At 61.7% G+C, this 23,493-nt stretch carries 20 protein-coding genes; 15 read left to right on the plus strand and 5 right to left on the minus strand.

Annotation, left to right across the window (positions count from 1 at the left end; translation table 11 throughout):
• Positions 1-22 precede the first annotated feature (22 nt).
• The 7 genes from PSH59_RS14130 (at position 23) to PSH59_RS14160 (ending at position 6,528) form a co-directional block, all read left to right on the plus strand.
• Positions 23-289, plus strand: coding sequence for a DUF2934 domain-containing protein (locus tag PSH59_RS14130; protein ID WP_248080872.1), 267 nt, complete (start codon positions 23-25; stop codon positions 287-289).
• A gap of 133 nt (positions 290-422) precedes the next feature.
• Positions 423-2,582, plus strand: coding sequence for a glycogen debranching protein GlgX (gene glgX, locus PSH59_RS14135; protein WP_248080870.1), 2,160 nt, complete (start codon positions 423-425; stop codon positions 2,580-2,582).
• A 1-nt stretch (position 2,583) separates the two neighbouring features.
• Positions 2,584-3,582 (plus strand): acyl-CoA dehydrogenase family protein, encoded by a 999-nt coding sequence (locus PSH59_RS14140; protein ID WP_305392960.1) that lies wholly within the window; start codon positions 2,584-2,586, stop codon positions 3,580-3,582.
• Complete coding sequence (locus PSH59_RS14145; RefSeq protein WP_305392961.1) at positions 3,579-4,337, plus strand: PIG-L deacetylase family protein; 759 nt, start codon at positions 3,579-3,581, stop codon at positions 4,335-4,337. The genes PSH59_RS14140 and PSH59_RS14145 overlap by 4 nt, the downstream gene beginning before the upstream one ends.
• Positions 4,334-4,933: an SAM-dependent methyltransferase gene (locus PSH59_RS14150; protein ID WP_305392962.1), complete on the plus strand. Its 600-nt coding sequence runs from the start codon at positions 4,334-4,336 to the stop codon at positions 4,931-4,933. Before PSH59_RS14145 ends, PSH59_RS14150 begins: the two co-directional genes overlap by 4 nt.
• On the plus strand, positions 4,930-5,589 hold the full coding sequence (locus PSH59_RS14155) for a glycosyltransferase family 2 protein (protein ID WP_305392963.1): 660 nt from the start codon (positions 4,930-4,932) through the stop codon (positions 5,587-5,589). Before PSH59_RS14150 ends, PSH59_RS14155 begins: the two co-directional genes overlap by 4 nt.
• Positions 5,590-5,766: 177 nt before the next feature.
• The gene (locus PSH59_RS14160) at positions 5,767-6,528 is read left to right on the plus strand and encodes a PIG-L deacetylase family protein (RefSeq protein ID WP_248080858.1); all 762 of its coding nucleotides are present in this window, start codon (positions 5,767-5,769) and stop codon (positions 6,526-6,528) included.
• A gap of 1 nt (position 6,529) precedes the next feature.
• Here PSH59_RS14160 and PSH59_RS14165 read toward each other — a convergent pair whose 3' ends face one another.
• Together PSH59_RS14165 and PSH59_RS14170 are read right to left on the minus strand one after the other, a co-directional pair.
• Positions 6,530-7,933: an amino acid permease gene (locus PSH59_RS14165; protein WP_305392964.1), complete on the minus strand. Its 1,404-nt coding sequence runs from the start codon at positions 7,931-7,933 to the stop codon at positions 6,530-6,532.
• A 67-nt stretch (positions 7,934-8,000) separates the two neighbouring features.
• Positions 8,001-9,035, minus strand: coding sequence for a histone deacetylase family protein (locus PSH59_RS14170; RefSeq protein WP_248080854.1), 1,035 nt, complete (start codon positions 9,033-9,035; stop codon positions 8,001-8,003).
• Positions 9,036-9,156: 121 nt separating this feature from the next.
• On the opposite strand from PSH59_RS14170, the gene PSH59_RS14175 reads away from it, so the two are divergent.
• The 5 genes from PSH59_RS14175 (at position 9,157) to PSH59_RS14195 (ending at position 16,056) form a co-directional block, all read left to right on the plus strand.
• On the plus strand, positions 9,157-9,648 hold the full coding sequence (locus PSH59_RS14175; RefSeq protein ID WP_305392965.1) for an Lrp/AsnC family transcriptional regulator: 492 nt from the start codon (positions 9,157-9,159) through the stop codon (positions 9,646-9,648).
• Between the two features lie 186 nt (positions 9,649-9,834).
• Positions 9,835-12,000: a TonB-dependent siderophore receptor gene (locus tag PSH59_RS14180; RefSeq protein ID WP_248080850.1), complete on the plus strand. Its 2,166-nt coding sequence runs from the start codon at positions 9,835-9,837 to the stop codon at positions 11,998-12,000.
• 179 nt (positions 12,001-12,179) lie between these two features.
• Positions 12,180-13,673, plus strand: coding sequence for a methyl-accepting chemotaxis protein (locus PSH59_RS14185; protein ID WP_305392966.1), 1,494 nt, complete (start codon positions 12,180-12,182; stop codon positions 13,671-13,673).
• A gap of 107 nt (positions 13,674-13,780) precedes the next feature.
• Entirely contained in the window at positions 13,781-14,473 is a 693-nt protein-coding gene (locus PSH59_RS14190) for a CPBP family intramembrane glutamic endopeptidase (RefSeq protein ID WP_305392967.1), read from the plus strand.
• A gap of 245 nt (positions 14,474-14,718) precedes the next feature.
• Positions 14,719-16,056: an MFS transporter gene (locus PSH59_RS14195; protein WP_305392968.1), complete on the plus strand. Its 1,338-nt coding sequence runs from the start codon at positions 14,719-14,721 to the stop codon at positions 16,054-16,056.
• A gap of 42 nt (positions 16,057-16,098) precedes the next feature.
• Here PSH59_RS14195 and PSH59_RS14200 read toward each other — a convergent pair whose 3' ends face one another.
• On the minus strand, positions 16,099-16,842 hold the full coding sequence (locus PSH59_RS14200) for a class I SAM-dependent methyltransferase (protein ID WP_305392969.1): 744 nt from the start codon (positions 16,840-16,842) through the stop codon (positions 16,099-16,101).
• Positions 16,843-16,946: 104 nt separating this feature from the next.
• On the opposite strand from PSH59_RS14200, the gene PSH59_RS14205 reads away from it, so the two are divergent.
• The gene (locus PSH59_RS14205; RefSeq protein WP_248080838.1) at positions 16,947-17,303 is read left to right on the plus strand and encodes a VOC family protein; all 357 of its coding nucleotides are present in this window, start codon (positions 16,947-16,949) and stop codon (positions 17,301-17,303) included.
• A gap of 129 nt (positions 17,304-17,432) precedes the next feature.
• On the opposite strand, the gene PSH59_RS14210 is transcribed toward PSH59_RS14205, so the two are convergent.
• Positions 17,433-18,011, minus strand: coding sequence for a DUF1349 domain-containing protein (locus PSH59_RS14210; RefSeq protein WP_370694430.1), 579 nt, complete (start codon positions 18,009-18,011; stop codon positions 17,433-17,435).
• Between the two features lie 561 nt (positions 18,012-18,572).
• Here PSH59_RS14210 and dapA point away from each other — a divergent pair.
• Complete coding sequence (dapA, locus tag PSH59_RS14215; protein ID WP_305392970.1) at positions 18,573-19,496, plus strand: 4-hydroxy-tetrahydrodipicolinate synthase; 924 nt, start codon at positions 18,573-18,575, stop codon at positions 19,494-19,496.
• A 13-nt stretch (positions 19,497-19,509) separates the two neighbouring features.
• On the opposite strand, the gene PSH59_RS14220 is transcribed toward dapA, so the two are convergent.
• Positions 19,510-21,708 (minus strand): OsmC domain/YcaO domain-containing protein, encoded by a 2,199-nt coding sequence (locus PSH59_RS14220; protein WP_305392971.1) that lies wholly within the window; start codon positions 21,706-21,708, stop codon positions 19,510-19,512.
• Between the two features lie 249 nt (positions 21,709-21,957).
• Here PSH59_RS14220 and PSH59_RS14225 point away from each other — a divergent pair, with 249 nt between their 5' ends.
• Complete coding sequence (locus PSH59_RS14225) at positions 21,958-23,436, plus strand: PAS domain-containing methyl-accepting chemotaxis protein (RefSeq protein ID WP_370694431.1); 1,479 nt, start codon at positions 21,958-21,960, stop codon at positions 23,434-23,436.
• Positions 23,437-23,493: the final 57 nt, after the last annotated feature.

Below are 23,493 nucleotides of genomic sequence, written 5' to 3' on the forward strand. Positions count from 1 at the left end.
ATTTTCTGTGAGGAGCATTGCGATGAGTACTGAAGACAAACGCATACGCGAATTGGCGCACCAGATCTGGGAATCCGAGGGTAAGCCTCACGGCGAGGACGCGCGGCACTGGGAGATGGCGCGCAAGCTGGCTGAAGCGGAAGCGCTCACGCCAAGCAAGCCAAAACCGGCCGCCAAGCCCAAGACGGCGCCCAAACCTTCTGCGGCGAAAGCCAAGCCTGCGGCGGTGAGCAAACCTGCCGCTCCAGCGGCGAAAAAACCGCCGGCACCGAAAAAGCCCAAACCCTAAACCCCGTGACGCCATGAACCTCCTCCCGACAACGTCGGCAGGAGGTGACCTTACTTTTCAGACTTCTCAGCTGACCCACCGTCGGCACGGCCGCGTTCGGCCCGGAAAAAGACCCTTGCAGGAGCAACACTTAATGAGCAAACCCCATAAAACCCCATCGACGCCGGGCAATGAGCCGTCGCGGATTCGTGAAGGTTTGCCCTTCCCCCTCGGCGCCACCTGGGACGGCCTGGGCGTCAACTTTGCGCTGTTCTCGGCCAATGCCACCAAGGTAGAGCTGTGCCTGTTCGACGACACCGGCGAAGTGGAACTCGAACGTATCGAACTGCCTGAATACACCGACGAAATCTTCCACGGCTACTTGCCCGACGCCCATCCGGGGTTGATCTACGGCTACCGCGTTTACGGTGCCTATGACCCGGCCAACGGCCATCGCTTCAACCACAACAAACTTCTGATCGACCCCTACGCCAAACAATTGGTGGGCGAGTTGAAATGGTCCGAGGCGCTGTTCGGCTACACCATCGGCCACCCCGACGACGACCTCAGCTTCGACGAGCGCGACAGTGCGCCCTTCGTGCCTAAATGCAAGGTCATTGACCCGGCGCACACCTGGGGCAACGACCAGCCGGTGCGGGTGCCGTGGGACCGCACGATCATTTATGAAACCCATCTGCGCGGCATCAGCATGCGCCACCCCTCCGTCGGTGAATCGGTGCGCGGCACCTGCGCCGGGCTGATGGAAGACGATGTGCTCAAGCACATTCGCCAGTTGGGCATTTCTTCGGTCGAGCTGTTGCCGGTACACGCCTTCGTCAACGACCAGCACCTGCTGGAAAAAGGCATGACCAACTACTGGGGCTATAACAGCATCGCGTTTTTCGCCCCTGACCCGCGCTACCTGGCCAGCGGCAAGATCGCCGAGTTCAAGGAGATGGTCGCGCACCTGCATGAGCAGAAGCTGGAAGTGATCCTCGACGTGGTCTACAACCACACCGCCGAGGGCAACGAGCGCGGTCCGACCCTGTCCATGCGCGGCATCGACAATGCCTCGTACTATCGCCTGATGCCGGACGACAAGCGCTTCTACATCAACGATTCCGGCACCGGCAACACCCTGGACCTGAGCCACCCGTGCGTGCTGCAAATGGTCACCGACTCGTTGCGTTACTGGGCCAACGAGATGCATGTCGATGGTTTCCGCTTTGACCTGGCAACCATTCTTGGCCGCTACCGTGACGGCTTCGACGAGCGCCACAGCTTCCTCGTGGCCTGCCGCCAGGACCCGGTATTGCGCCAGCTCAAACTCATCGCCGAGCCCTGGGACTGCGGTCCCGGTGGTTATCAGGTGGGCAACTTCCCGCCGGGCTGGGTGGAATGGAACGACCGTTTCCGCGACACCGTGCGCGCGTTCTGGAAAGGCGACGACGGGCAACTGGCGGACTTTGCCGGGCGCATGACCGCGTCGGGCGAGATGTTCAACCATCGGGGCCGCCGGCCATACAGCTCGGTGAATTTCATCACCGCCCACGACGGTTTCACCCTGCATGACTTGGTGTCGTACAACGACAAGCACAACGAAGACAACGACGAGAACAACCAGGACGGCAGCAACAACAACCTGTCCTGGAACCACGGCGTCGAAGGCCCTACCGACGACCCGCAGATCAACGAACTGCGCCTGCGCCAAATGCGCAACTTCTTCGCCACCCTCCTGCTGGCTCAGGGCACGCCGATGATCGTCGCCGGTGACGAATTTGCCCGCACTCAGCACGGCAATAACAACGCCTATTGCCAGGACAGCGAGATCGGCTGGGTCAACTGGGACCTGGACGAGGACGGCAAGTCGCTGCTCAAGTTCGTGAAGCGCTTGATCAAACTGCGCCTGGCGTACCCGATCCTGCGCCGGGGGCGCTTCCTGGTCGGCGACTACAACGAAGACATCGGCGTCAAGGACGTGACCTGGCTCGCCCCCGACGGCAACGAAATGACCATCGAACAGTGGCAGGACGCTCACGGCCGCTGCCTCGGCATGCTGATGGACGGCCGCGCCCAGGAGACCGGGATTCGCCGTGCGGGTGCCGATGCCACGCTGTTGCTGGTAGTGAACGCGCACCACGACATGGTTAATTTCCGTCTGCCGCCAGTGCCCGAGGGTGAGTTCTGGACCTGCATGCTCGACACCAATGACATCGCGGTGCGCGGTCAGGAGCGCTTTGATTTTGACCACGAGTACGCGGTGACCGGACGTTCGCTGCTGCTGTTTGAGCTGCAGCGCGAAGACGAGGTGTGAGATGGCGTTGCATGGATGCCTTCAGGGCTTTCGGGGCTATGCGGACACGCAGGCCCTGGGCCAGGCCCTGAAGGCGCTTCAGGAAGAAGGCCTCGACCAGCTGCCGCTTCCGGGCAGCGGTGAGACATTGGCGCGTTTCAGTCGCCTGGCCGAGGTGGCCGGGCACGACTTGCGCCTGTGCAAACTGTTCGAAGGCCACACCGACGCCCTGGCGATTTTTGCCGAGCTGCGCAGCCCTTTGCCGCCCTCGGGCAGCATCTGGGGCATGTGGGCGGCCGAACCGCCGACTGCCAAGGTGCGCGTGCGCCGTGAGGGTCAGCGCCTGCGCTTGGAGGGGCGCAAGGCCTGGTGTTCCGGAGCGACGGTGGTCAGCCACGGGCTGCTGACCGCCTGGGATGAACAAGACCGTCAGCAGTTGGTGGCGGTGCCGATGCAACACGCGGGCGTGACGGTCACGGATGAAGGCTGGAACGCCGTGGGCATGGCCGCCAGCGGCAGTGTCGACGTTATCTTCGATGGCGCCTGGGGGCTTGCCGTCGGCGCCCCTGGCGACTACCTCGCCCGGCCTGGTTTCTGGCAAGGCGGGGTCGGCATCGCCGCGTGCTGGTATGGCGCGGCGCAACGGCTGGCAGAGGCTCTGCGCGAGCAGTGCAGCAGCCGTAAGGAGCCCCATGCCCTGGCCCATTTGGGTGCCGTCGACAGCGCCCTGCACAGTGCCGCCTGCGTCTTACGCGCCGCCGCCGAGCAGATCGATCGCGCCCCCACCGCCAACGCGCAGCAATTGGCTCAGCAGACCCGCGCCTGTATCGAAGCGACCGTGGAACAGGTGATACGCCATGTCGGCCGCGCCGTCGGCGCCGGGCCTTATTGCAAGGACCCACACTTTGCGCAGTTGATGGCAGACCTGCCGGTGTACCTGCGCCAAAGCCATGCCGAACGCGACCTGGCCGCCCTCGGCGAACAGGTGGCCGGCGAACCCACAGGGAGGTGGCAGTTATGAAACCCAACCCTATCGTCGGCCAGGGTACGCCGCTGCAGCATTGGCAAACGTCACCGCGCATGGCCGAGTTGCCGCTGATCAGTGTCCAGGAGTTGGTGCCCGAAGGTCACCGCGCGGTGATCATCGCCCCCCACCCGGACGATGAAGTGCTCGGCTGCGGCGGCCTGTTGCAAGGGTTGGCAGCGTTGGGACGGCCCATGCAGTTGATCTCGGTAACCGACGGCAGCGCCAGTCACCCAGGTTCGCGGCGCTGGCCGGTGGAGCGCCTGAGCGTGGTGCGTCCGCAGGAATCGGCGCAGGCCCTGCATCGCCTGGGGGTGCCGCTGCACAGCCTCAAATGGCTGCGCGCCGGTTTCGCCGACAGTAACGTCGCCGCGCGCGAGGAACAGTTGGTTGAGTTTATCCAGCGCTACCTCAAACCCACGGACGTGCTGTTCACCACGTGGCGCGAGGACGGGCATTGCGACCACGAAGCCGTCGGCCGCGCCAGTGCCAAGGCGGTGCAGGCGGTGGGCGCCACGCTATACGAACTGCCGGTGTGGACCTGGCATTGGGCAACCGCCGAGGACAGCCTGGTGCCCTGGCACCGCGCGCGCAAAATCCCCCTCACCTGCGCAGCGGTGGCCCGCAAGCGTCACGCCATCCACGCCTTTGCCAGCCAGCTTGAAGGCGACCCGCAGATCGGCCTCGCGCCAGTGCTGGCGCCCTATGTGGTGGAGCGTTTGCTGCAACCTTTTGAAGTGGTGTTCATATGAGTGTGGCCACGCCGTATTTTGATCAACTGTTCGCCGAAAACGACGACCCGTGGGCGTTTCGCCAACGCTGGTATGAGCGCCGCAAGCGCGCCATGACCCTGGCGATGCTGACACGGCCGCGCTATGCATCGATCTTCGAACCGGGCTGCGCCAACGGCGAGTTGAGCTTTGAACTGGCACCACGGTGTGATCGCCTGCTGTGCTGCGACACCGCCTCGGCCGCCGTCAGCCTGGCGCGCAGCCGCCTGCTGGGTTTCCCCCATGCGCAGGTGCAGCAGAATCGCCTGCCCGAACAGTGGCCGCAGGGGCAGTTCGATTTGATCGTCCTCAGTGAGCTGGGGTACTACCTGGACGCCGACGACCTGCGCGTTTTGATCGAACGCGCCCTGGCCGGCTTGACCGCCGACGGCCAATTGCTCGCCTGCCACTGGCGTTCGCCTATCGAAGGCTGCCCGCAGACGGCCGAGCAGGTGCACGCCCGGCTTGAGCAGCAACTGGGCATGACCCGAGTCGCCAGCCTCGACGACCCCGACTTTCTTCTCGACCTGTGGAGCCGCGATGGCACCTCGGTCGCCCGCCATGAGGGCCTGCGATGATCGGTATTCTGATCCCGGTACATAACGAAGAAACGTTGTTGGCCGACTGCCTGGACGCCGCGCTGATCGCCGCGCGCCACCCCGGCCTGCTGGGCGAACCGGTACAGATCCTGGTGGTACTCGACAGTTGCAGCGATGGCAGTGCCGCCATCGCCCAGGCGTACCCGGTGCAACGTCTGGAACTGCAAGCGCGCAATGTCGGCCAGGTACGTGGCGCCGGCGCGCGGCACCTGCTTAACCAAGGGGCGCGCTGGATTGCCTGCACCGACGCCGACAGCCGCGTCGCCCCAGACTGGCTGGTAGCGCAACTGGCGCTGGGTTCCGATGCCGTGTGCGGCACTGTGACGGTGGACGCCTGGAGTGAAGGCTTCGACCCGGCAGCGCAGATCCGTTATCACCAGGGCTACGAGGCGCGGGACGGACATCGGCATATCCACGGCGCCAATCTGGGGGTGAGCGCAGGGGCGTATATCCGCGCGGGCGGCTTCGAACCGCTGGCGTGCCATGAAGATGTGCAACTGGTGCGCAACCTCGAACGGTGTGGCGCGTCCATCGCCTGGAGCCACGGCCCTCAAGTAGTCACCAGCGCGCGCCTGGAAGCGCGAGCCGAAGGCGGATTCGGCGATTATTTGAAGAGCCTGTTGCAGGCGTCCTGAAAAAACGCGATTGCAAAATGTAAAAACCGCCGATCCTTGTCTATGCTCATGACGCCTTGCCAGTCATTCACGATCGAATGGCCCTGCGAACACCACAGCGGAGTCTGTGGTCAATAAGCGCGGGACGGCCCCTCAACGGGGCACGACCCGGCACCCTTGAACAAGGATGTGACACCCATGAAATCTGCCTCATTAAGCGAAGGCCGTCGCGGCCCTGCACAAATCTGGAACAGCGCGCCTCAACTGGCGCAAATCCCGCCAATATCAGCCGACTCATTGGTGCCCGGCAAAGCCCGCGTGGTGATCATCGCGCCGCACCCCGGCGACGAAGTGCTGGCGTGCGGCGGTATCCTGCAATTGCTCAGTACGCTGGAGCATCCCCTGCAACTGATCTCCATCACCGACGGCAGCGCCAGCCACCCCGGCTCCCATGTATGGCCGGCGAGCCGCTTGAGCGTGGTGCGTCCGCAGGAAAGTGCCGAGGCTTTGCGCCGCCTGGGCATGCCCCTGCACAGTTTGAAGTGGATCCGTGGCGGGTTTTGCGATAACGCCCTGGCCGCCCGCGAACCCCAATTAAGCCAGTTCATTGCGCGCTACCTGCAACCCGGCGACATGGTGTTCACCACCTGGCGCAACGACGGTAACCACGACCACGACGCCGTTGGCCGCGCGGCCGCCAACGCCTGCAGTGTGGCAGGCGCGCACCTGTATGAACTGCCGATCCGTGCCTGGCACTGGCCGCTGCGCGAGAGTGCCGTCATCCCCTGGCATCGGGCGCGCAAGGTGCGCCTGGACACCTGGAGCGTGGCGCGCAAACTCCACGCCACCCATGCGTTTGCCAGCCAATTGAGCGGCGACCCCCAGATCGGCTTGGCGCCGATGCTGGCCCAGGAGTTGCTGGAGAGGATTCGCGAGCCTTACGAGATCGTGTTTGTGTAGCTCAATGGCCGCCGAGGGACGTTCGGCCTGAGAATGGCATTCTGATCTGATAGGCAATCGCCAGCCAAATAAACCAGGCCGGCATCACGCACAGCGCCAGGCGTGTGTCCGGCCGCAACGCCAGCAGGCCCAGCACAAACACCAGGAACGCCAGCGAGAACCAGGCCATCGGCACACCGCCGGGCATTTTGTAGAGGGACTTGGCGTGCAGGTCCGGGCGCTTTTTACGGTAGGCGATGTAGGACGCGAGAATGGTCGACCAGGTGAAAATCACCAGAATCGCCGAGACCGTCGACACAATGGTGAACGCCGTCATCACCTCGGGCACCACGAACAGCAGCACCAGGCCGATCAGCATCAGCAATGTGGTGAACGCGAGACTGATAAACGGCACGCTGCTGTTCGACAGGCGCCCGAAGATGCCCGGTGCATCGCCCAGATCGGCGAGCCCGAACAACATGCGGCTGGCGGAAAACACCCCGCTGTTGGCCGAGGACGCCGCCGAGGTCAGCACCACGAAATTGACCAGCCCCGCGGCAGCCGGAAAGCCCGCCACCAGGAACAGCTCCACGAACGGGCTCTTGGTCGGCGACACCTGTTGCCACGAGGTCACGGCGATGATGCACGCCAGGGCCAGCACGTAGAACAGAATGATGCGCAGCGGAATCGAGTTGATCGCCTTGGGTAAGGTCTTCTCCGGCGCACGGGTTTCGGCGGCGGCGGTGCCGATCAGCTCGGTGCCGGCGAATGAAAAGATCGCCATCTGGAAGCCGGCAAAAAAGCCGAACAGGCCATTGGGGAACGCCGCCTGAGCATCCAACAGGTGGCCCAGGGACGCGGTCACGCCGGTGGGCGAAACGAACGAGGTGGCGATCAGCACTCCGCTGACGCCAATCAGCGTCACCACGGCGATGATCTTGATGATCGCGAACCAGAACTCCACTTCACCGAACAGTTTGACCGTCAGCACATTCAACGCGAACAGCGTCATCAGCATGCCCACGGCCGGTACCCAGGCGGGGACGTCGGGGAACCAGTACTGGAAGAATCCTCCGACCACCACCGCATCCCCCACCACCGCCACGCTCCAGCTCAGCCAGTACGACCAGCCGAGAAAGAACGCCGCGCGCGGCCCCAGGTAAGCACCGGCAAAATCGGCAAAGCTTTTGAAGTTGAGGTTGGACAGCAGCAGCTCGCCCATGGCGCGCATCACGAAATACACGAATAGCCCAATGATCATGTAGATAAGGATGATCGATGTGCCGGACAGCGCAATGATCTTGCCGGAGCCCATGAACAGGCCGGTGCCGATCGCACCGCCCATGGCCATCAGTTGGATGTGACGGTTGCTCAGGGTGCGTTGCAACGCAGGCTTTTCGCAAAGCCCGGACGTGGTTGTTTTCATCACAAAACCTCTTGTTATGTTTTTGAGTTTTGGCAGAAAAAAGTGTGGCGTTTAGTTGTTATTGGGATCAGGCGGTGTGGCGTTCGAAACCGTGCAGCACGTTGACGGCATTGATGCCGATCTCATCGACCATGTAGCCGCCTTCCATTACGAACAACGTCGGCACACCAACACCGGCAATGAGCTGGCCCATGCTGAGGAAGTCGTCGCTGTCGAGCAGGAAGTGGCTGATGGGGTCGTCCTTGAAGGTGTCCACGCCGAGGGAAATCACCAGCACCTCAGGGGCGAACTGGCGTAATTGCCGGCAGGCGTCGGCCAGGGCGGTTTTGTAGTGGTCCCAGGTGGTGTTTTTGGGCAGCGGGTAATTGAGGTTGAAGCCCTCCCCCGCGCCGACGCCACGCTCACTGGCGGCGCCGGAAAAATACGGGTAGGAGACCGCCGGGTCGCCGTGCAAGGAGATGAACAGCACGTCGGCACGGTCGTAGAAAATATTTTGCGTGCCGTTGCCGTGGTGGAAATCCACATCCAGCACCGCGACGCGCTTGGCGCCTTGGGTAATGGCCTGTTGCGCGGCAATCGCGGCGTTGTTGAGGTAGCAATAACCGCCCATGTATTCGCGGGCGGCATGGTGACCCGGTGGCCGGCACAGCGCGAACGCACTGTTGTGGCCTTCGTCGATCAGTGCCAGGCCGGTGAGCGCGATATCGGCGCTGGTCTTGACCGCGTTCCAGGTGGTGGCGGTGATCGGCGAGCCGGCGTCCATGGCAAAGAAGCCCAGCTTGCCGTCGATGAAGTCCGGTACTTGTTGGTTGGCCAAATCGCGTACCGGCCATACCAGCGGCAATGCGTCGTGGTTGCGGCCGATGGCGGTCCACTCGGCCCACGCCGTTTCGAGGAAGGCCACGTAGCGCTCGCTGTGGGCGTTGACGTAACAGGCGCGGTCGAAGGTGCGCGGCACGATGATGTCACCGAGCCCCACATGCTTTACGCGGTCACGCACGGTGTCGGCGCGGCTGGGTTGTTCGAAGGAGGGTTTGAGCACGCCATCTTTCAACTCGGTGCCGTGGTGCAAACGGTGGTCATCACTAAAAACAGTCAGCATTGGTATACATCCGCCAGTAAAAGACAGGGCCTATTTTGTTCTGGCTTGACCGGGCTTTCTTTGCTTTTACTTCTGACGCTGTTAGCTTTATCGGGTGTTTTTACCTCTAACAAAGACAAATATGAAAAATAAAACCAAGCAGGTCGCTCTTGACGACACCGATCTCGCCATCCTTGCGTTGTTGCAAGAAGACGCGAGTATTTCCAACGCCCAGCTGAGCGAGCGCCTGGCATTGAGCCTTACGCCCTGCTGGCGTCGGCGCAAACGTCTGGAAGAGGAAGGCGTGATCAAGGACTACCAGGCCAATCTGGACCGCAAGATGCTCGGCCTGGACATCATGGCGTTTGTGCATGTGCGCTTTGCCATCCACACCGACCATGCGCCGGACGCGTTTGAAGCGGTGGTCAAAGAGCTGCCTCAGGTGCTGTCCTGTCACAAAATCACCGGCGATGCGGACTACCTGTTGCAGGTGCTGGCAGAAGATTTGGACAGCTACAGCGAGTTTGTCGAGAGCGTGCTGAGGCGCCAGTTGGGGATTGCGTCGATCCAGTCGAGCCTGGCGCTGCGGGAGGTGAAAGCGACGAGTCGGGTGGCGATACCGAAGCGCGATTGAACGCGCCCATATCCGGAAAAGTCGTGGCAGGTGATGGCGAATCGCCTGCCCATTCGATGTGAAAAATTCGTTAACCAATTCTCGCCAAAGGCTTTTTCCCACAGGCTCAATCTGCCAGACTGATGCGAATAATTATCAACCGTTTTATTATTCGCCACGGACGGCGCGTCGGGGAGAGTCAGTTCCATGTCTGTGCAACAACCTGCAGGTAAAGGTTTTTCACCGAGTCTGATCGCGTTCGCGGTGTGTCTTGCCACCTCACAAACGGCCTTCGCCGCCGAGCCAGAAGCGCCGGCCACCACGTTGGAACTGGGCGCCACCCAAGTCTCCGGCGAGCAGCAATTAAGCGAAATTACCGAGGGCACGCAGTCCTACACCACGGGCGCGATGAAGACGGCGACCAAACTGCCCCTGACCCTGCGTGAAACCCCACAGGCCGTTACCGTCATCACCCGCCAGCGCATGGACGACCAGGCGATGACCAGCATCAACGATGTGGTCAACGCCACGCCCGGGCTGTTCCTGAATTTCTCCAGCGGCCCTGGGCGGCAGTCCTACACCTCGCGTGGCTTTGACATCGACAACCTGATGTATGACGGCATCCCGAGCGGCTATAACGGGGTAACGGTCGGGGCCCAACCCAACCTGGCGATGTTCGACCGCGTCGAAGTGGTGCGCGGCGCCACCGGCCTGGTCACCGGCGCGGGCAACCCGTCGGCCGCCATCAACCTGATCCGCAAACGCCCACTGGACGAGCAGAAGGTCACCCTGACCGGCGCCGCCGGCAGTTGGGACGACTACCGTGGCGAGCTGGACGCTTCCAGCCCGCTTAACGACAGCGGCACCTGGCGCGGTCGCGTGGTCACCTCTTACCGCGACGCCAACAGCTTCATCGACAACGCCGAGGAGTATCACGGCCTGTTCTACGCCGTCACCGAAGCCGACCTGAGCGAAGACACCCGCCTGACCCTGGGTTACTCCAACCAAAAGGACAAGACCAACTACTTCTGGGGCTCCTCGATGGTCGGCCTGGACGGTCACCACCTGGACCTGCCGCGTTCCTACAACCCAGGCACCGACTGGGAGAACAAGGACCAGGAAATCAATACGGTGTTCGCCGAACTGCGCCAGCAACTGGCCAACGACTGGGCGCTGCAGGTCAACGCCAACTACGCCGAGCAGAAAGCCTTGTTCTCGGGCTCCTACCAATCGCGCTGGGCCGCCGACAAGTCCCTGGCGCGTACGGTGTACCAGGCCGCCTACGATGAAAACCAGGCCGGCGTCGACGCCTTTGCCAGCGGCCCGTTCCAGGCGTTCGGGCGCAGCCATGAACTGGTGGTGGGCGCCAGCCGACGCATCTACGACATGACCAGCCACGACTACAGCCCCTATAACACCAACTGGCCGCTCAGCGCGGGCAAGCCGGACTTCGTCCACACCTCGGACACCCGTGAAATCACCACCCAGGACGGCCTTTACCTCACCACGCGCCTGAGCCTGGCCGACCCGCTCAAGCTGATCCTCGGCGGCCGCCTGGACTGGTACGACTATGACGCCCATGGCAGTAACACCGGCGACTACAAGGTCACCCGCAACCTCACCCGCTACGCCGGCCTGATCTACGAGCTGGACGACCATCACTCGGTCTACGTCAGCTACAGCGATATCTTCACGCCGCAGAGCTCCAAGGACATCTCGGGCACACCGGTCAAACCGATTGAGGGCAAAAACTACGAGGTCGGTATCAAAGGCGAATACCTGGGAGGTGCGCTCAATGCCAGCGTGGCGCTGTTCCGTGTCGACCAGGAGAACCGCGCCACAAAAGTCACGGTGCAGAACTGCCCGCAGACCGAGTGCTACGACGCCTCCGGCGAGATTCGCAGCCAGGGTATCGACTTCGAACTGCAAGGTGCATTGACCGAAAACTGGCAGGTCGGCGGTGGCTACACCTACGCGCGCACCCATACCATCAAGGACACAGCCAACCCGCAGAAGGTCAACAAACAGTACGACACCGACACGCCTGAGCACCTGTTCAAACTGACCACCCGCTACAACCTCCAGGGCCCGCTGGAGAAATTCCGCGTGGGCGGCAACATCTCCTGGCAAAGCCGTATGTACAACGACATCGCCCTGGCCGATGGCAGCAGCTACCGCCTGCAACAAGGCGCGTACGCCGTCACCGATCTGATGGCCGGCTACCGGGTCAACCAACACCTCGACCTGCAGCTCAACGCGAACAACATCTTTGACCGCAGCTATTACTCGTCCATCTCCAACTCGGTGGACTACGGTGGCGACAGCTACGGCAACCCCCGAAACATGATGTTGACGGCCAAGTACAGCTTCTGATCGTTCTCGCGGCAGCCCACTCGGGCTGCCCTGCTTAAAGTCTGCTCTCGAAATGCCGATAGGCCTTTTGGCTCGCCTGCATCTGCAAACATCCTGATACCTGTTCGACTTAACATCAGAGTGCCATCATGGCACGCAGCATGCTTTGTTCCAGGCCAGCCCACATGGAGTAAGAGTGCATGCCTCACCGCCCGCGTTTCATAGAGCATTACCGCAAGGCCGACCGCATTATGCTGGCGTTGATCTGGCTGATGTTCCTGTTCTCTCTGGGCTTGGCGTTCTGGCACGACACCCTGATCCAGGCGGTCGTCATCGGCGGCGGCACCAGCTTGGTGCTCACCCTGTTGTATCGGGCCATCGGCGGCACCCGCATGATGCGTTGTGCATTGGGTGCAGGCCTGATGGTCATGGCGGCGCTGCATATCAACCAGGCGCAGGGCGTGATCGAATCGCACTTTGGCATCTTTGCGTTGCTGGCGGTGCTGACGTTCTATCGGGACTGGCTACCGATTTTGGTCGCGGCGCTCACCATCGCCGTGCACCACGTGGTCTTCCACGCCTTGCAACACCAAGGTTTCCCGGTGTTTGTGATGCAACACCACGGCGGCTGGACCATGGTATTCGTGCATGCTTTCTACGTGCTGATGGAAACTGTCGCCTTGCTCTACCTCGCCGTGCACAGCCAGGCCGAAGCGGTGGAAAGCCAGGACATGCTCGAGAAGATGCTCGCCGTGACCTCCCGGTTCTCCGAGGCAAGCGCCGAGGGCGACGGCAAGGTCCGCGTCTCCCTGGCCAAGCGCTTCGACCATTTCCTGCAACAACTCACCCACCTGATCGACGGCGTGGCCCGTGACTCCCACGGCCTGGGCCAACTCGGCCAGGAACTGGCCCACGCCAGCGGCACCCTGGAAAAAGGCGCACGCCACCAGTTGGCCGAAATCAGCGAAATGACCGGCTCAATGCAACGCATGGAGCACGCCATGGGCCACATCGCCGTGCACGTTGAACACGCCGTTGAGCATGCCGGTGTCGCCAGCAAACAAATCCTGCGCGGCCAGGAAAGCGTCGGCCGCGCGCAACATGAAATCACCCAACTGGCCACCCGCCTGGAAGGCACCAACCAGACCGTCCAGGGTCTGGCCGTGCAAGCCGAACAGATCGGCTCGGTGCTGGAAGTCATCAGCAGCATCGCCAACCAGACCAACCTGCTCGCCCTCAACGCCGCCATCGAAGCCGCCCGCGCGGGCGAACAAGGTCGTGGCTTCGCAGTGGTTGCCGACGAAGTGCGCAGCCTGGCCCAGCGCACGGCGGTGTCCACCCAGGAAATCAAAACCATCATCGAAGGCTTGCAGCACGGCAGTCGTCAGGCCGTAGAGGCGATGCACGACAGCCGCCAAGGTGTGGAACGCTGCGTGGAAGACAGCCAGGTGGCCGTCCAGATGCTGCAAGCGGTGGGCAATGACATTGCGCGGATTGATGCGCTCAACGGGCAGATTGTCACCACCACGCGCGAGCAGACCGAAGCGAACCTGGAGATTGTCGGGCGCTTGCAGTCGGTGCAAAACATCGCACAGAGCACGGCCGATGATGTGGAGCTGTTGGCCAGGAGCAGCGAACAATTGCCACCGATTGCGGTCAGGCTCGATGCCCTGGGCAGGCGCTTTCATCCATGACGGGCCGGACCTGAGGGAGCGTTCAAGGCTCAGGTCGATATATCAGCCCCTGCTGCGCGCGTTGGTTAATATAGGCGGCCAACCAATCGCATAAAAGGACGTATGGGGTGAAGGACACAGCGTTATCAGGGCTCTCCACGGCTGACATGGACACCTATTCCTGGCGGCGTCGCCTCTTGATGGCTTGCCTGGCGATCCTGTTGTATTTTGCGGTTCAACTGGTGCTCATATTCGCGGTTGGCAAAGCCTCGACGCTGTGGATGAGCATCAGTGCTTCATTGGTGGTGCTGCTGATATTCGCGTGGGTCGAGCGCAGGCACTCAGGCGGGGTGCGTGCCCTGGTGGGGCACGACCTGGGCAACACGCTCAAGCAGTGTGCGCCATGGGTGCTGGGGGCTTACCTGGTCAGTACCGGTCTGGACGTCGGGTTCGGATATTGGCAGGAGCCCACGCCGCTGGCGGGCACCCAATCCATGACGAAAAAGCTGCTGCTCTTCGCCATGACGTTGGTGATTATTTCAACGCTCGAAGAGCTCCTGTACCGTCACTTCCTGATTCGCCTGTTCCCCCTGGGTCACCGTCGTTGGCGGTACGTGGCAATCCTGTTCACGACTGCGCTGTATATGCTCATGCATATGCCCTACGCCCATTGGACAAACTTCCTGCTGGTCGGCACGCTGTCAATCATCCTGGGCTATGCGCGGGTGCGCAGCGCTGGCCTATTGGTGCCCGTGCTGCTGCACATCTTTGCGGGAGTGCTTTCGCTCCTGAGGTACTTCATGGCCACTCTTTGGTTTTAGGCCTTGCGCGCAGATGCCAGGTAAGACCATGCGGCTTTCGACTCTTTGCCTCCTGGATGCCCTGCCGGTGCTTTTCGCGTCACCGGGTGCCCGCCCCCTCAATACCTCCCGCCGCATCTGGCCCAGTTCCTGCACCCGCCCCTCCAGTCGCTGCTGACTACGCGGACGACTCTTTTGAACCCCGGCGCCCGCGCCCCACCTCCGATAATCAAGCATCTCCCCTACCCCTTTCGAGGCCTTCACCCATGACGAGTGCTTCCACCGAACAGGTCAGCCCCAAAACCCTGCGCAAGGTCATCATCGCCGCCGGCATCGGTAACTTCGTCGAATGGTTTGACTTTGCCGTCTACGGGTTTCTTGCCACCACCATTGCCCAGCAGTTCTTCCCCAGCGGCGACGCCAGCGTGGCACTGCTCAAGACCTTTGCGGTATTTGCCGTGGCGTTTGCCTTCCGGCCGCTGGGCGGGATTTTCTTCGGCATGCTTGGCGACCGCATCGGCCGTAAACGCACCCTGGCCATGACGATTCTGCTGATGGCCGGTGCCACCACCCTGATCGGCCTGCTGCCCACCTACGCCGCGATCGGCGTCACCGCGCCGATCCTGTTGTCGCTGATTCGCTGCGCCCAAGGCTTCTCCGCCGGGGGCGAATACGCCGGCGCCTGTGCTTACCTGATGGAACATGCGCCCAGTGACAAACGCGCCTGGTACGGCAGCTTCGTGCCGGTGTCCACGTTCTCCGCGTTCGCCGCTGCTGCCGTGGTGGCGTATGCGCTTGAGGCGTCGTTGTCCGCCGAGGCGATGGGCAGCTGGGGCTGGCGCTTGCCGTTCCTGATCGCCGCGCCACTGGGGCTGGTGGGGCTGTACCTGCGCTGGAAGCTGGATGAAACGCCGGCGTTCCAGGCCGTGAAGCAGGAGCACGCAGTGGCCCACTCACCGCTCAAGGAGACCTTGCGCCACCATGGTGCCGCGATCTGCTGCCTGGGCGCTTTTGTGTCGCTGACCGCGCTGTCGTTTTATATGTTCACCACCTACTTCGCGACCTACCTGCAAGTGGCCGGTGGGCTGAGTCGGGCAGGCGCGTTGCTGGTGTCGCTGATTGCGCTGATTTTCGCCGCGGCAATTTGCCCTCTCGCGGGGCTGTATTCAGACCGGGTGGGGCGTCGCGTCACGGTGATGACGGCCTGTGTGCTGTTGATGCTGGTGGTCTACCCATCGTTCCTGATGGCCAGTTCCGGGTCGTTCGCAGCGTCTGTTATCGGGGTAATGTTGCTGGCAGTGGGTGCCGTGTTGTGTGGGGTGGTCACAGCGGCGCTGCTGTCAGAGACATTCCCGACGCGCACGCGATATACCGCTTCGGCAATCACGTACAACATGGCTTACACGATCTTCGGCGGTACCGCGCCACTGATGGCGACGTGGCTGATCAGCACCACCGGCAGCAACCTGTCACCGGCGTTTTACCTGATCGCCGTGGCATTACTGGCGCTGGCCGGCGGCTTGGCATTGCCGGAAACGTCGAGAATTTCCCTGCATGACGTGGGCACCGAGGAACAAGAAGCAGCGTCGGTGTTTTCGCGTTAAACCCTCGAGGCTGAACCGTCGAGGGTTCAGCCTCCCAGAGACTCAGCGCTTCACACACACAAACAACGCATTGCCCGTCACCCCCTCCCAAGGCGTGATCCGCTCGTAGTCATGCTCAAACACCTGCACGTCGAAGTGTGGCTGCAACAACTGCTCAAGCTCGACAAAACTCAGCGCAACCATGGCGTGCTCATCCTGCCAGGCCTCGGTCACCCCCGCAGTGGTCTTTTCAATACTCAAGCGCAGCGCCTGCTGCTCGCCCTCCCCGCTGTAATGCCAGCCGGAGCCGAAGGAAAATAGGCTGTCTTCAAACGTCACGCTATGGCGTACCAGCAAACGGTTGTCGATGTGACGCTTGTCCACCGCGTTGAAGCAGAACACGCCGTTGTCGGCGAGCGCGCGGTGTACGCTGGCCAGGCACGCGCTCAGTTGCGTCAGCCCGGCGTTGTAGTGGGTGGAGTAGAGAAAGCAGGTGATCAGGTCCTGTGGCTCGTCGACCTGGAAACTCGCCATGTCCTGGCAACTGAACTGCGCTTGCGGGCAGCGCAGTCGGGCGAGGTCAAGCATGGGCTGGCTGATGTCCAGCCCGGTACTGCGAAAGCCGGCGTCGAGGAAATAACGCACGTGCGGCCCGGTGCCGCAGGCCAGGTCCAGGTGCCGGCGCCCGCCATTGCCGAACAGTTGATGCAGGCGCTGCACGCTGTGGCTCTGTGCCCGGTAGTCGATGTCGGCGCACATCAGGTCGTAGTAAATAGACAGGTCGGTATACAGCGCGTTGGAGGACATAGGGGGCCAGGGCAGGACGGCGGGAATTTCGCGGCGGCATGGTAACCCAGTCAGAGGCGCAAGCCGCTACACTCGCCTCTCAAACGTCAGCCAAGGAGGCCACCATGAGTGTTCGCGGAAAAAACCGCCAGATCGACAATATCGAATTCAACGTGGGTGACATCGCCCGCAGCAAAGCCTTTTACGGCAGCGTGTTTGGCTGGACGTTCGTTGACTACGGCCCCACCTATAGCGAATTCAGCGATGGCCGACTGACCGGCGGGTTCACCACCGGGGAGCCCGTAAGGCCCGGCGGCCCTTTAGTTATTGTGTATTCGGATGACCTTGAAGGGGCGCAACAGCGACTTAAAGCGCTTGGCGCGGTAATCAGCCGCGAGACCTTCGCGTTCCCTGGTGGGCGCAGGTTTCACTTCCTTGATCCGGATGGATATGAGCTCGCCGTCTGGACAGATCGCCCGTAGGCATCACCCACGTCAGGCTCCCTGGCTTGTCCGCTCACTGGAAACTGCGGCGGGCAGGCGTGGCGACGGACAGCCTCCGGACGAGCCTCATTTCCCACGTCATGTGCGTGACTGACCTGCCCGGATTGGCTAGCTCAAATCATGCAGGTCTCGCCCAAGCGGCGCGCTCAAAGACCATTCAGAAAACCTCACCCTCAACCCTTGCCGCTGCGGTGTGCAGCACATAGGGCCAACCCTGTAGCGCTCGGCGTGTGGAAATGCCGCAAGCCTGAGCAATGGCCACGTCACGCCGTCGGTGGAGTATTGCAAGCGCAACACGCCCTCGGAAACGGTCAAACGCAGCCAAAAATCGCTCGGGTCGCCAGAAAAACAGCTGGGCGCCCAGTCAGACGAGCCGTGTGTGAGCACGCTGCTGATCATTGGCATTCCATCGTTATATTCAATGCCTGCCTTGAGCCAGGTCTGCTCATTGAGCCTGACCATAATGCCCGCCTGGTCATAGAGTTCGCGAAAATCGGCGTTAACTCTGACTTGAGCGGTAAAGCCCCCCGTGGTCTCAAACCCCAGGAAATGTCCGCTGTCTCGAATGAACCCATAATGAGTTTCACGCCAGAAATCGGTTTGGAAGTCCGTAAAAACCTCTAAAGAGTGGTCAGCAAAGCTTTGGTAAAGGCTCGGTTTATTCAGCCATTGAGCCGATTGCCAAATTGACACTTCAAGGTTTTGACTGACGACTTCAATCTGTTTTTTAGCCATCAGGCTACCCCCTCCATTGATTTGCAGAATCCAGCGTTGCACACCCGTTTTCTCTCATGACCCGCTGGCCGTGGAGACTGTATCAAACTCATGGTCGCCGCCGATCGTTTGTCCGCGCGATGGCTGACAGGACGTGGCCGACTCGGGTGCGCAGCCTTGAAACCTAACGCGCAGCGCATCTGAACAAAGCGACGTATTGACCGTCGAATTCACCGTGCTGCACGCACTTGACACATTTGCTGACATCCCCTGATGATGGACCCCTTACTCAGGGTGTGTCAGCAAATGTCCGCAACCACGTTCGTTAACCTTTCCGTCATTGGCTTGATTGCCAAGGCGCAAGGTTGCGTTGCGCACGCCCTCAAATCGAAGAAACAGTCGCTCATGTGACCGGGGCGCGCTGTCCCGTCAGATGAGCTGACAGGACATTGAGCGCGGATCCCCTCCTCCCTTGCACAATAGCCCCTGCCCTTCTGACGGTGACTTTACCGGTCCACCTTCAGGAGAAAGTGCATGTCATCGTTTCAAGGTATCTGGGTTCCCGTGGTCACCCCGTTTCAGGACGGCGCCATCGATTTCATCAGCCTGCGGCGGCTGGTCGGCCATCTGCTGGACAAACACGTGGCCGGGATCATGGTGTGCACCACCACCGGTGAAGCCGCTGCGCTGAGCCGAGATGAACAACTGGCGGTGCTCGATGCCGTGTTGCAACAAGTACCCGCCGGTCGTGTGGTGATAGGCCTGTCGGGCAATAACCAGCGTGAGCTGCTGCAGTTTCAGCAGCACATCCTCGAGCGCCCGATAGCCGGGTTGCTGGTGCCGGCGCCGAGTTATATTCGCCCGTCCCAGGCCGGTCTCGCGGCGTTCTTTCGCACCGTGGCCGATGCATCCCGCGTGCCGGTCATTCTCTACGACATTCCCTATCGGACCGGCGCGACCTTTGAGCAGGCCACCTTGCTGAGCATCGTGGCCCACGAGCGTATCGTGGCGATCAAGGACTGTGGCGGCAACCTGGCAAATACCCTGGCGCTGCTGGCCAGTGGCGAGGTGGATGTGCTGTGCGGCGAGGATATTCAGCTTTTCAACGCGCTGTGCCTGGGCGCCACGGGAGCGATTGCGGCATCGGCCCATGTACACACCGAGCAGTTCGTAGCGCTATACCAGCAAGTGCGGGATAACAGGCTGGCCGAGGCGCGGGCCACCTTCTTTGCCTTGCTGCCGTTGATCAACACAATGTTCATGGAGCCCAACCCCGCGCCAGTTAAGGCTGCGCTGGCGTTGCAGGGGCTGATCGGCAGTGAGTTGCGGGCACCGATGCAGGCGGCCAGCGAGGCCTGTGTGGCTCGCTTGCAAACACTGTTGAAGAATGCCCGCCAGGCTTGTGGCGAGCGGGCTTTCCCGCTCGCCAAAATGCCCGCTCCAGAAAGGTTCAGGTGAGCCCACGGCGCGGTTACCGGCTGGAGAGTGCCGCTCGCGCGCTGTGCAGTTTCTTGTAGCTTTCAATCAAACGCTGGTGGCGGTCCAGGCCTTCAAGTTGCATGCTGGTCGGGGTCAACCCGTAGAACCGCACGCTGCCCTCAACCGAGCCGATCACCGCGTCCATCCGTTCATCACCAAACATGCGCCGGAAGTTGGTTTCGTAATCGGCCAGCTCCAGGTCGTCGTCCAGTTCCATCTCCAGCACCGCGTTCAACGCCTGGTAAAACAGGCCGCGATCAGCGGTGTTGTCGTTGTACTGCAAGAACATCTCCACGCACTCTTTGGCCTCTTCGTATTGCTTCAAGGCCAGGAAGATCAGCAGCTTCAACTCCAGGATGGTCAACTGACCCCACGCGGTGTTGTCGTCGAACTCGATGCCGATCAGGGTGGCGATATCTGTGTAGTCGTCCAGCTCGCTCTCGATCAGGCGTTCAACCAGCGCCTGCAACTGCTCTTCGTCAAGGCTGTGCAGGTTGAGGATGTCGGCGCGGAAAAACAGCGCCTTGTTGGTGTTGTCCCAGATCAGGTCATCCATCGGGTAGATTTCCGAATAATCCGGCACCAGGATGCGGCACGCCGTGGCGCCAAGGTGTTCGTACACCGCCATATACGACTCTTTACCCATGCCTTCGAGAATGCCGAACAAGGTCGCGGCCTCCTGGGCGTTGGAGTCTTCGCCTTCGCCGGAGAAGTCCCACTCGACGAACTCATACTCCGACTGCGCGCTGAAGAAGCGCCACGACACCACGCCGCTGGAGTCGATGAAGTGCTCGACGAAGTTGTTCGGTTCGGTCACCGCCTGGGCTTCGAAGGTCGGCTGCGGCAAATCGTTCAAGCCTTCGAAGCTGCGGCCTTGCAACAGTTCGGTCAGGCTGCGTTCCAGCGCCACTTCCAGGCTTGGGTGGGCGCCGAACGAGGCGAATACCCCGCCGGTGCGCGGGTTCATCAGGGTCACGCACATCACCGGGAACTCACCGCCCAGGGACGCATCCTTGACCAGTACCGGGAAGCCCTGGGCTTGCAGGCCTTCAATGCCGGCCGCAATGCCGGGGTACTTGGCCAGCACCTGCGCCGGTACGTCCGGCAAGGCAAATTCGCCTTCGATGATCTCGCGCTTCACCGCCCGCTCGAAAATCTCCGACAGGCACTGCACCTGAGCTTCGGCCAGGGTGTTGCCGGCGCTCATGCCATTGCTGAGGTAGAGGTTTTCGATCAGGTTGGAGGGGAAATACACCACCTCGCCATCCGACTGGCGCACGAACGGCAGCGAAACAATGCCGCGCGCTTCATTGCCGGAGTTGGTGTCGTACAGGTGCGAACCGCGCAGCTCACCCTCACGGTCGTAGATTTTGCGGCAGTAGGCATCGAGAATTTCAGCCGGCAGTTCGTCGTTGGGGCCCGGCTGGAACCAGCGCTCATCCGGGTAATGCACGAACGGCGCATTGGCCAGCTCCTCGCCCCAGAACTGGTCGTTGTAGAAAAAATTGCAGTTGAGCCGCTCGATGAACTCGCCCAGCGCCGAGGCCAGGGCCCCCTCTTTGGTTGCGCCTTTACCGTTGGTGAAACACATCGGCGAATGGGCATCGCGGATATGCAGCGACCACACGTTAGGCACGATATTGCGCCACGACGCGATTTCGATCTTCATGCCCAGCCCGGCGAGAATCCCGGACATATTGGCGATGGTCTGCTCCAGCGGCAGGTCCTTGCCCGCGATAAAGGTGCCGCCTTCGGATGTGCTGCCCGGCATCAACAAGGCCTGCGCATCGGCATCGAGGTTGTCCACTTCTTCGATCACAAACTCGGGCCCGGCCTGCACCACCTTTTTCACAGTGCAGCGGTCGATGGAGCGCAGGATGCCCTGGCGGTCCTTCTCGGAGATATCCGCCGGCAACTCCACCTGGATTTTGAAGATCTGGTTATAGCGGTTTTCCGGGTCGACGATGTTGTTCTGCGACAGCCGAATATTGTCGGTGGGGATGTTGCGCGTCTGGCAGTACAACTTCACAAAGTACGCCGCACACAGCGCGGACGACGCCAGGAAATAGTCGAACGGCCCCGGTGCCGAACCATCGCCTTTATAGCGAATGGGTTGGTCGGCAATCACCGTAAAGTCATCGAACTTGGCTTCAAGTCGGAGGTTGTCGAGAAAGTTGACCTTGATTTCCATGGGGGTACACCAGAATACGGGCTAAACAAAAATGGCCGCCATTATGGGGTTTTTCGTCGATTTATTTCAGGCTTTTGACCGACGGCTGGCGAAATGGCCAATGTGCATTAATCTTCTGCCAGTTGGCGCCGATGGACTGTGAGGAATCAGGGAGTAGTCGGAATGCGTAATAACCAGCCCGTAACACAACGTGAGATCTCACTCGCGCCGCAACAAAAACTCATTTCCGCCACCGATACCCAGGGTGGCATCACTTATTGTAACGACGATTTTGTCGAAATCAGTGGGTTTGAACGGGCCGACCTGATCGGCGCGCCGCAAAATATCGTGCGCCACCCGGACGTGCCCCCTGCCGTCTTTGCGCACATGTGGAGCGCGCTCAAGCAAGGCCTGCCGTGGATGGGCATCGTCAAGAACCGTTCGAAAAACGGCGACCACTATTGGGTCAACGCCTACGTCACGCCGATCTTCGAGGGCAGCCGGGTGGTGGGTTTCGAATCGGTGCGGGTCAAGCCCACCGCCGATCAAATCCGCCGCGCCGAGGCCCTGTATCTGCGCCTGCGCCAGGGCAAGTCCGGCGTGTCGCCCATGGATGCGTGGCTGCCGGCGCTGGCAAGTTGCGTTCCCTACGCAGCCACGGGTGTGGTCGGCAGTGTGGCCGGCCTGTTTCTCAGCGCGCCGGTTGCTGTCGCGCTGGCCGTGGCGGTCGCCGTGCCGGTGGGCCTGCTCTGTTCACGCTGGCGCCAGGGCAGCACCTTGCGCCTGTTGGCGGGGGTCGAGCCTTCCACTTCGGATGCCCTGATCGCCCAGATGTACAGCGACGCGCGCGGGCCCCAGGGACGCCTGGAAACCGCGTTCCTCAGCCAGAACGCACGCTTGAAGACCTGCCTGACCCGTCTGCAGGACAGCGCCGAACAACTCAGCGCCCTGGCCGGGCAGTCCGATCAACTGGCCACTGCCAGCTCCAAAGGCCTGGACCGCCAGCGCCACGAAACAGAACAGGTCTCGGCTGCGGTCAACCAAATGGCCGCCACCACCCAGGAAGTCGCCAGCCATGTGCAGCGCACCGCCGACGCCACCCAGCAAGCCAACGTGCTGACCGGACGCGGCCGCGAAGTCGCGCGCGACACCCGCCAGGCCATCGAGCGCCTGTCTGCGGTGGTCGGCGAGACTGGCACTACCGTGGCGCAATTGGCCAAGGACAGCGACGAAATCGGCAGCGTGGTGGACGTGATCAAAGGCATCGCCGATCAGACCAACCTGCTGGCGCTCAACGCCGCAATTGAAGCCGCCCGTGCCGGCGAACAAGGCCGTGGTTTTGCGGTGGTGGCTGATGAAGTGCGCCAACTGGCCCAACGCACCTCGCAGTCCACCACCCAGATCCACGCCCTGATCACCCAATTGCAGACATCCTCCAACAATGCCGTGCAGAGCATGGAAAACGGCCACCGTCAGGCCCAGGAAGGCGTGGCCTGGGTGCTCGAAGCGGATCAGGCGCTGGTGGGGATCAGCGAAGCGGTGTCCCATATCACCGAGATGACCACCCAGATCGCCGCAGCCACCGAAGAGCAAAGCGCGGTGGCCGAAGAGATCAGCCGCAACATCACCACCATCGCCGAACTGGCCGACCAGACGTCGCTACAAGCCCATCAATCCACCGACCTGAGCAAAGAACTGACCAACACTGCGGCCACGCAGTATGCGTTGGTTGAGCGTTTCAATCGCTAAGTCAAGCTCAGCGGCGAGGGGGCACATACAGCGCCTATTGGACGCAGAACCCTGCCG

It is taken from the genome of Pseudomonas sp. FP2309, assembly GCF_030687575.1.
GTDB lineage: Bacteria > Pseudomonadota > Gammaproteobacteria > Pseudomonadales > Pseudomonadaceae > Aquipseudomonas.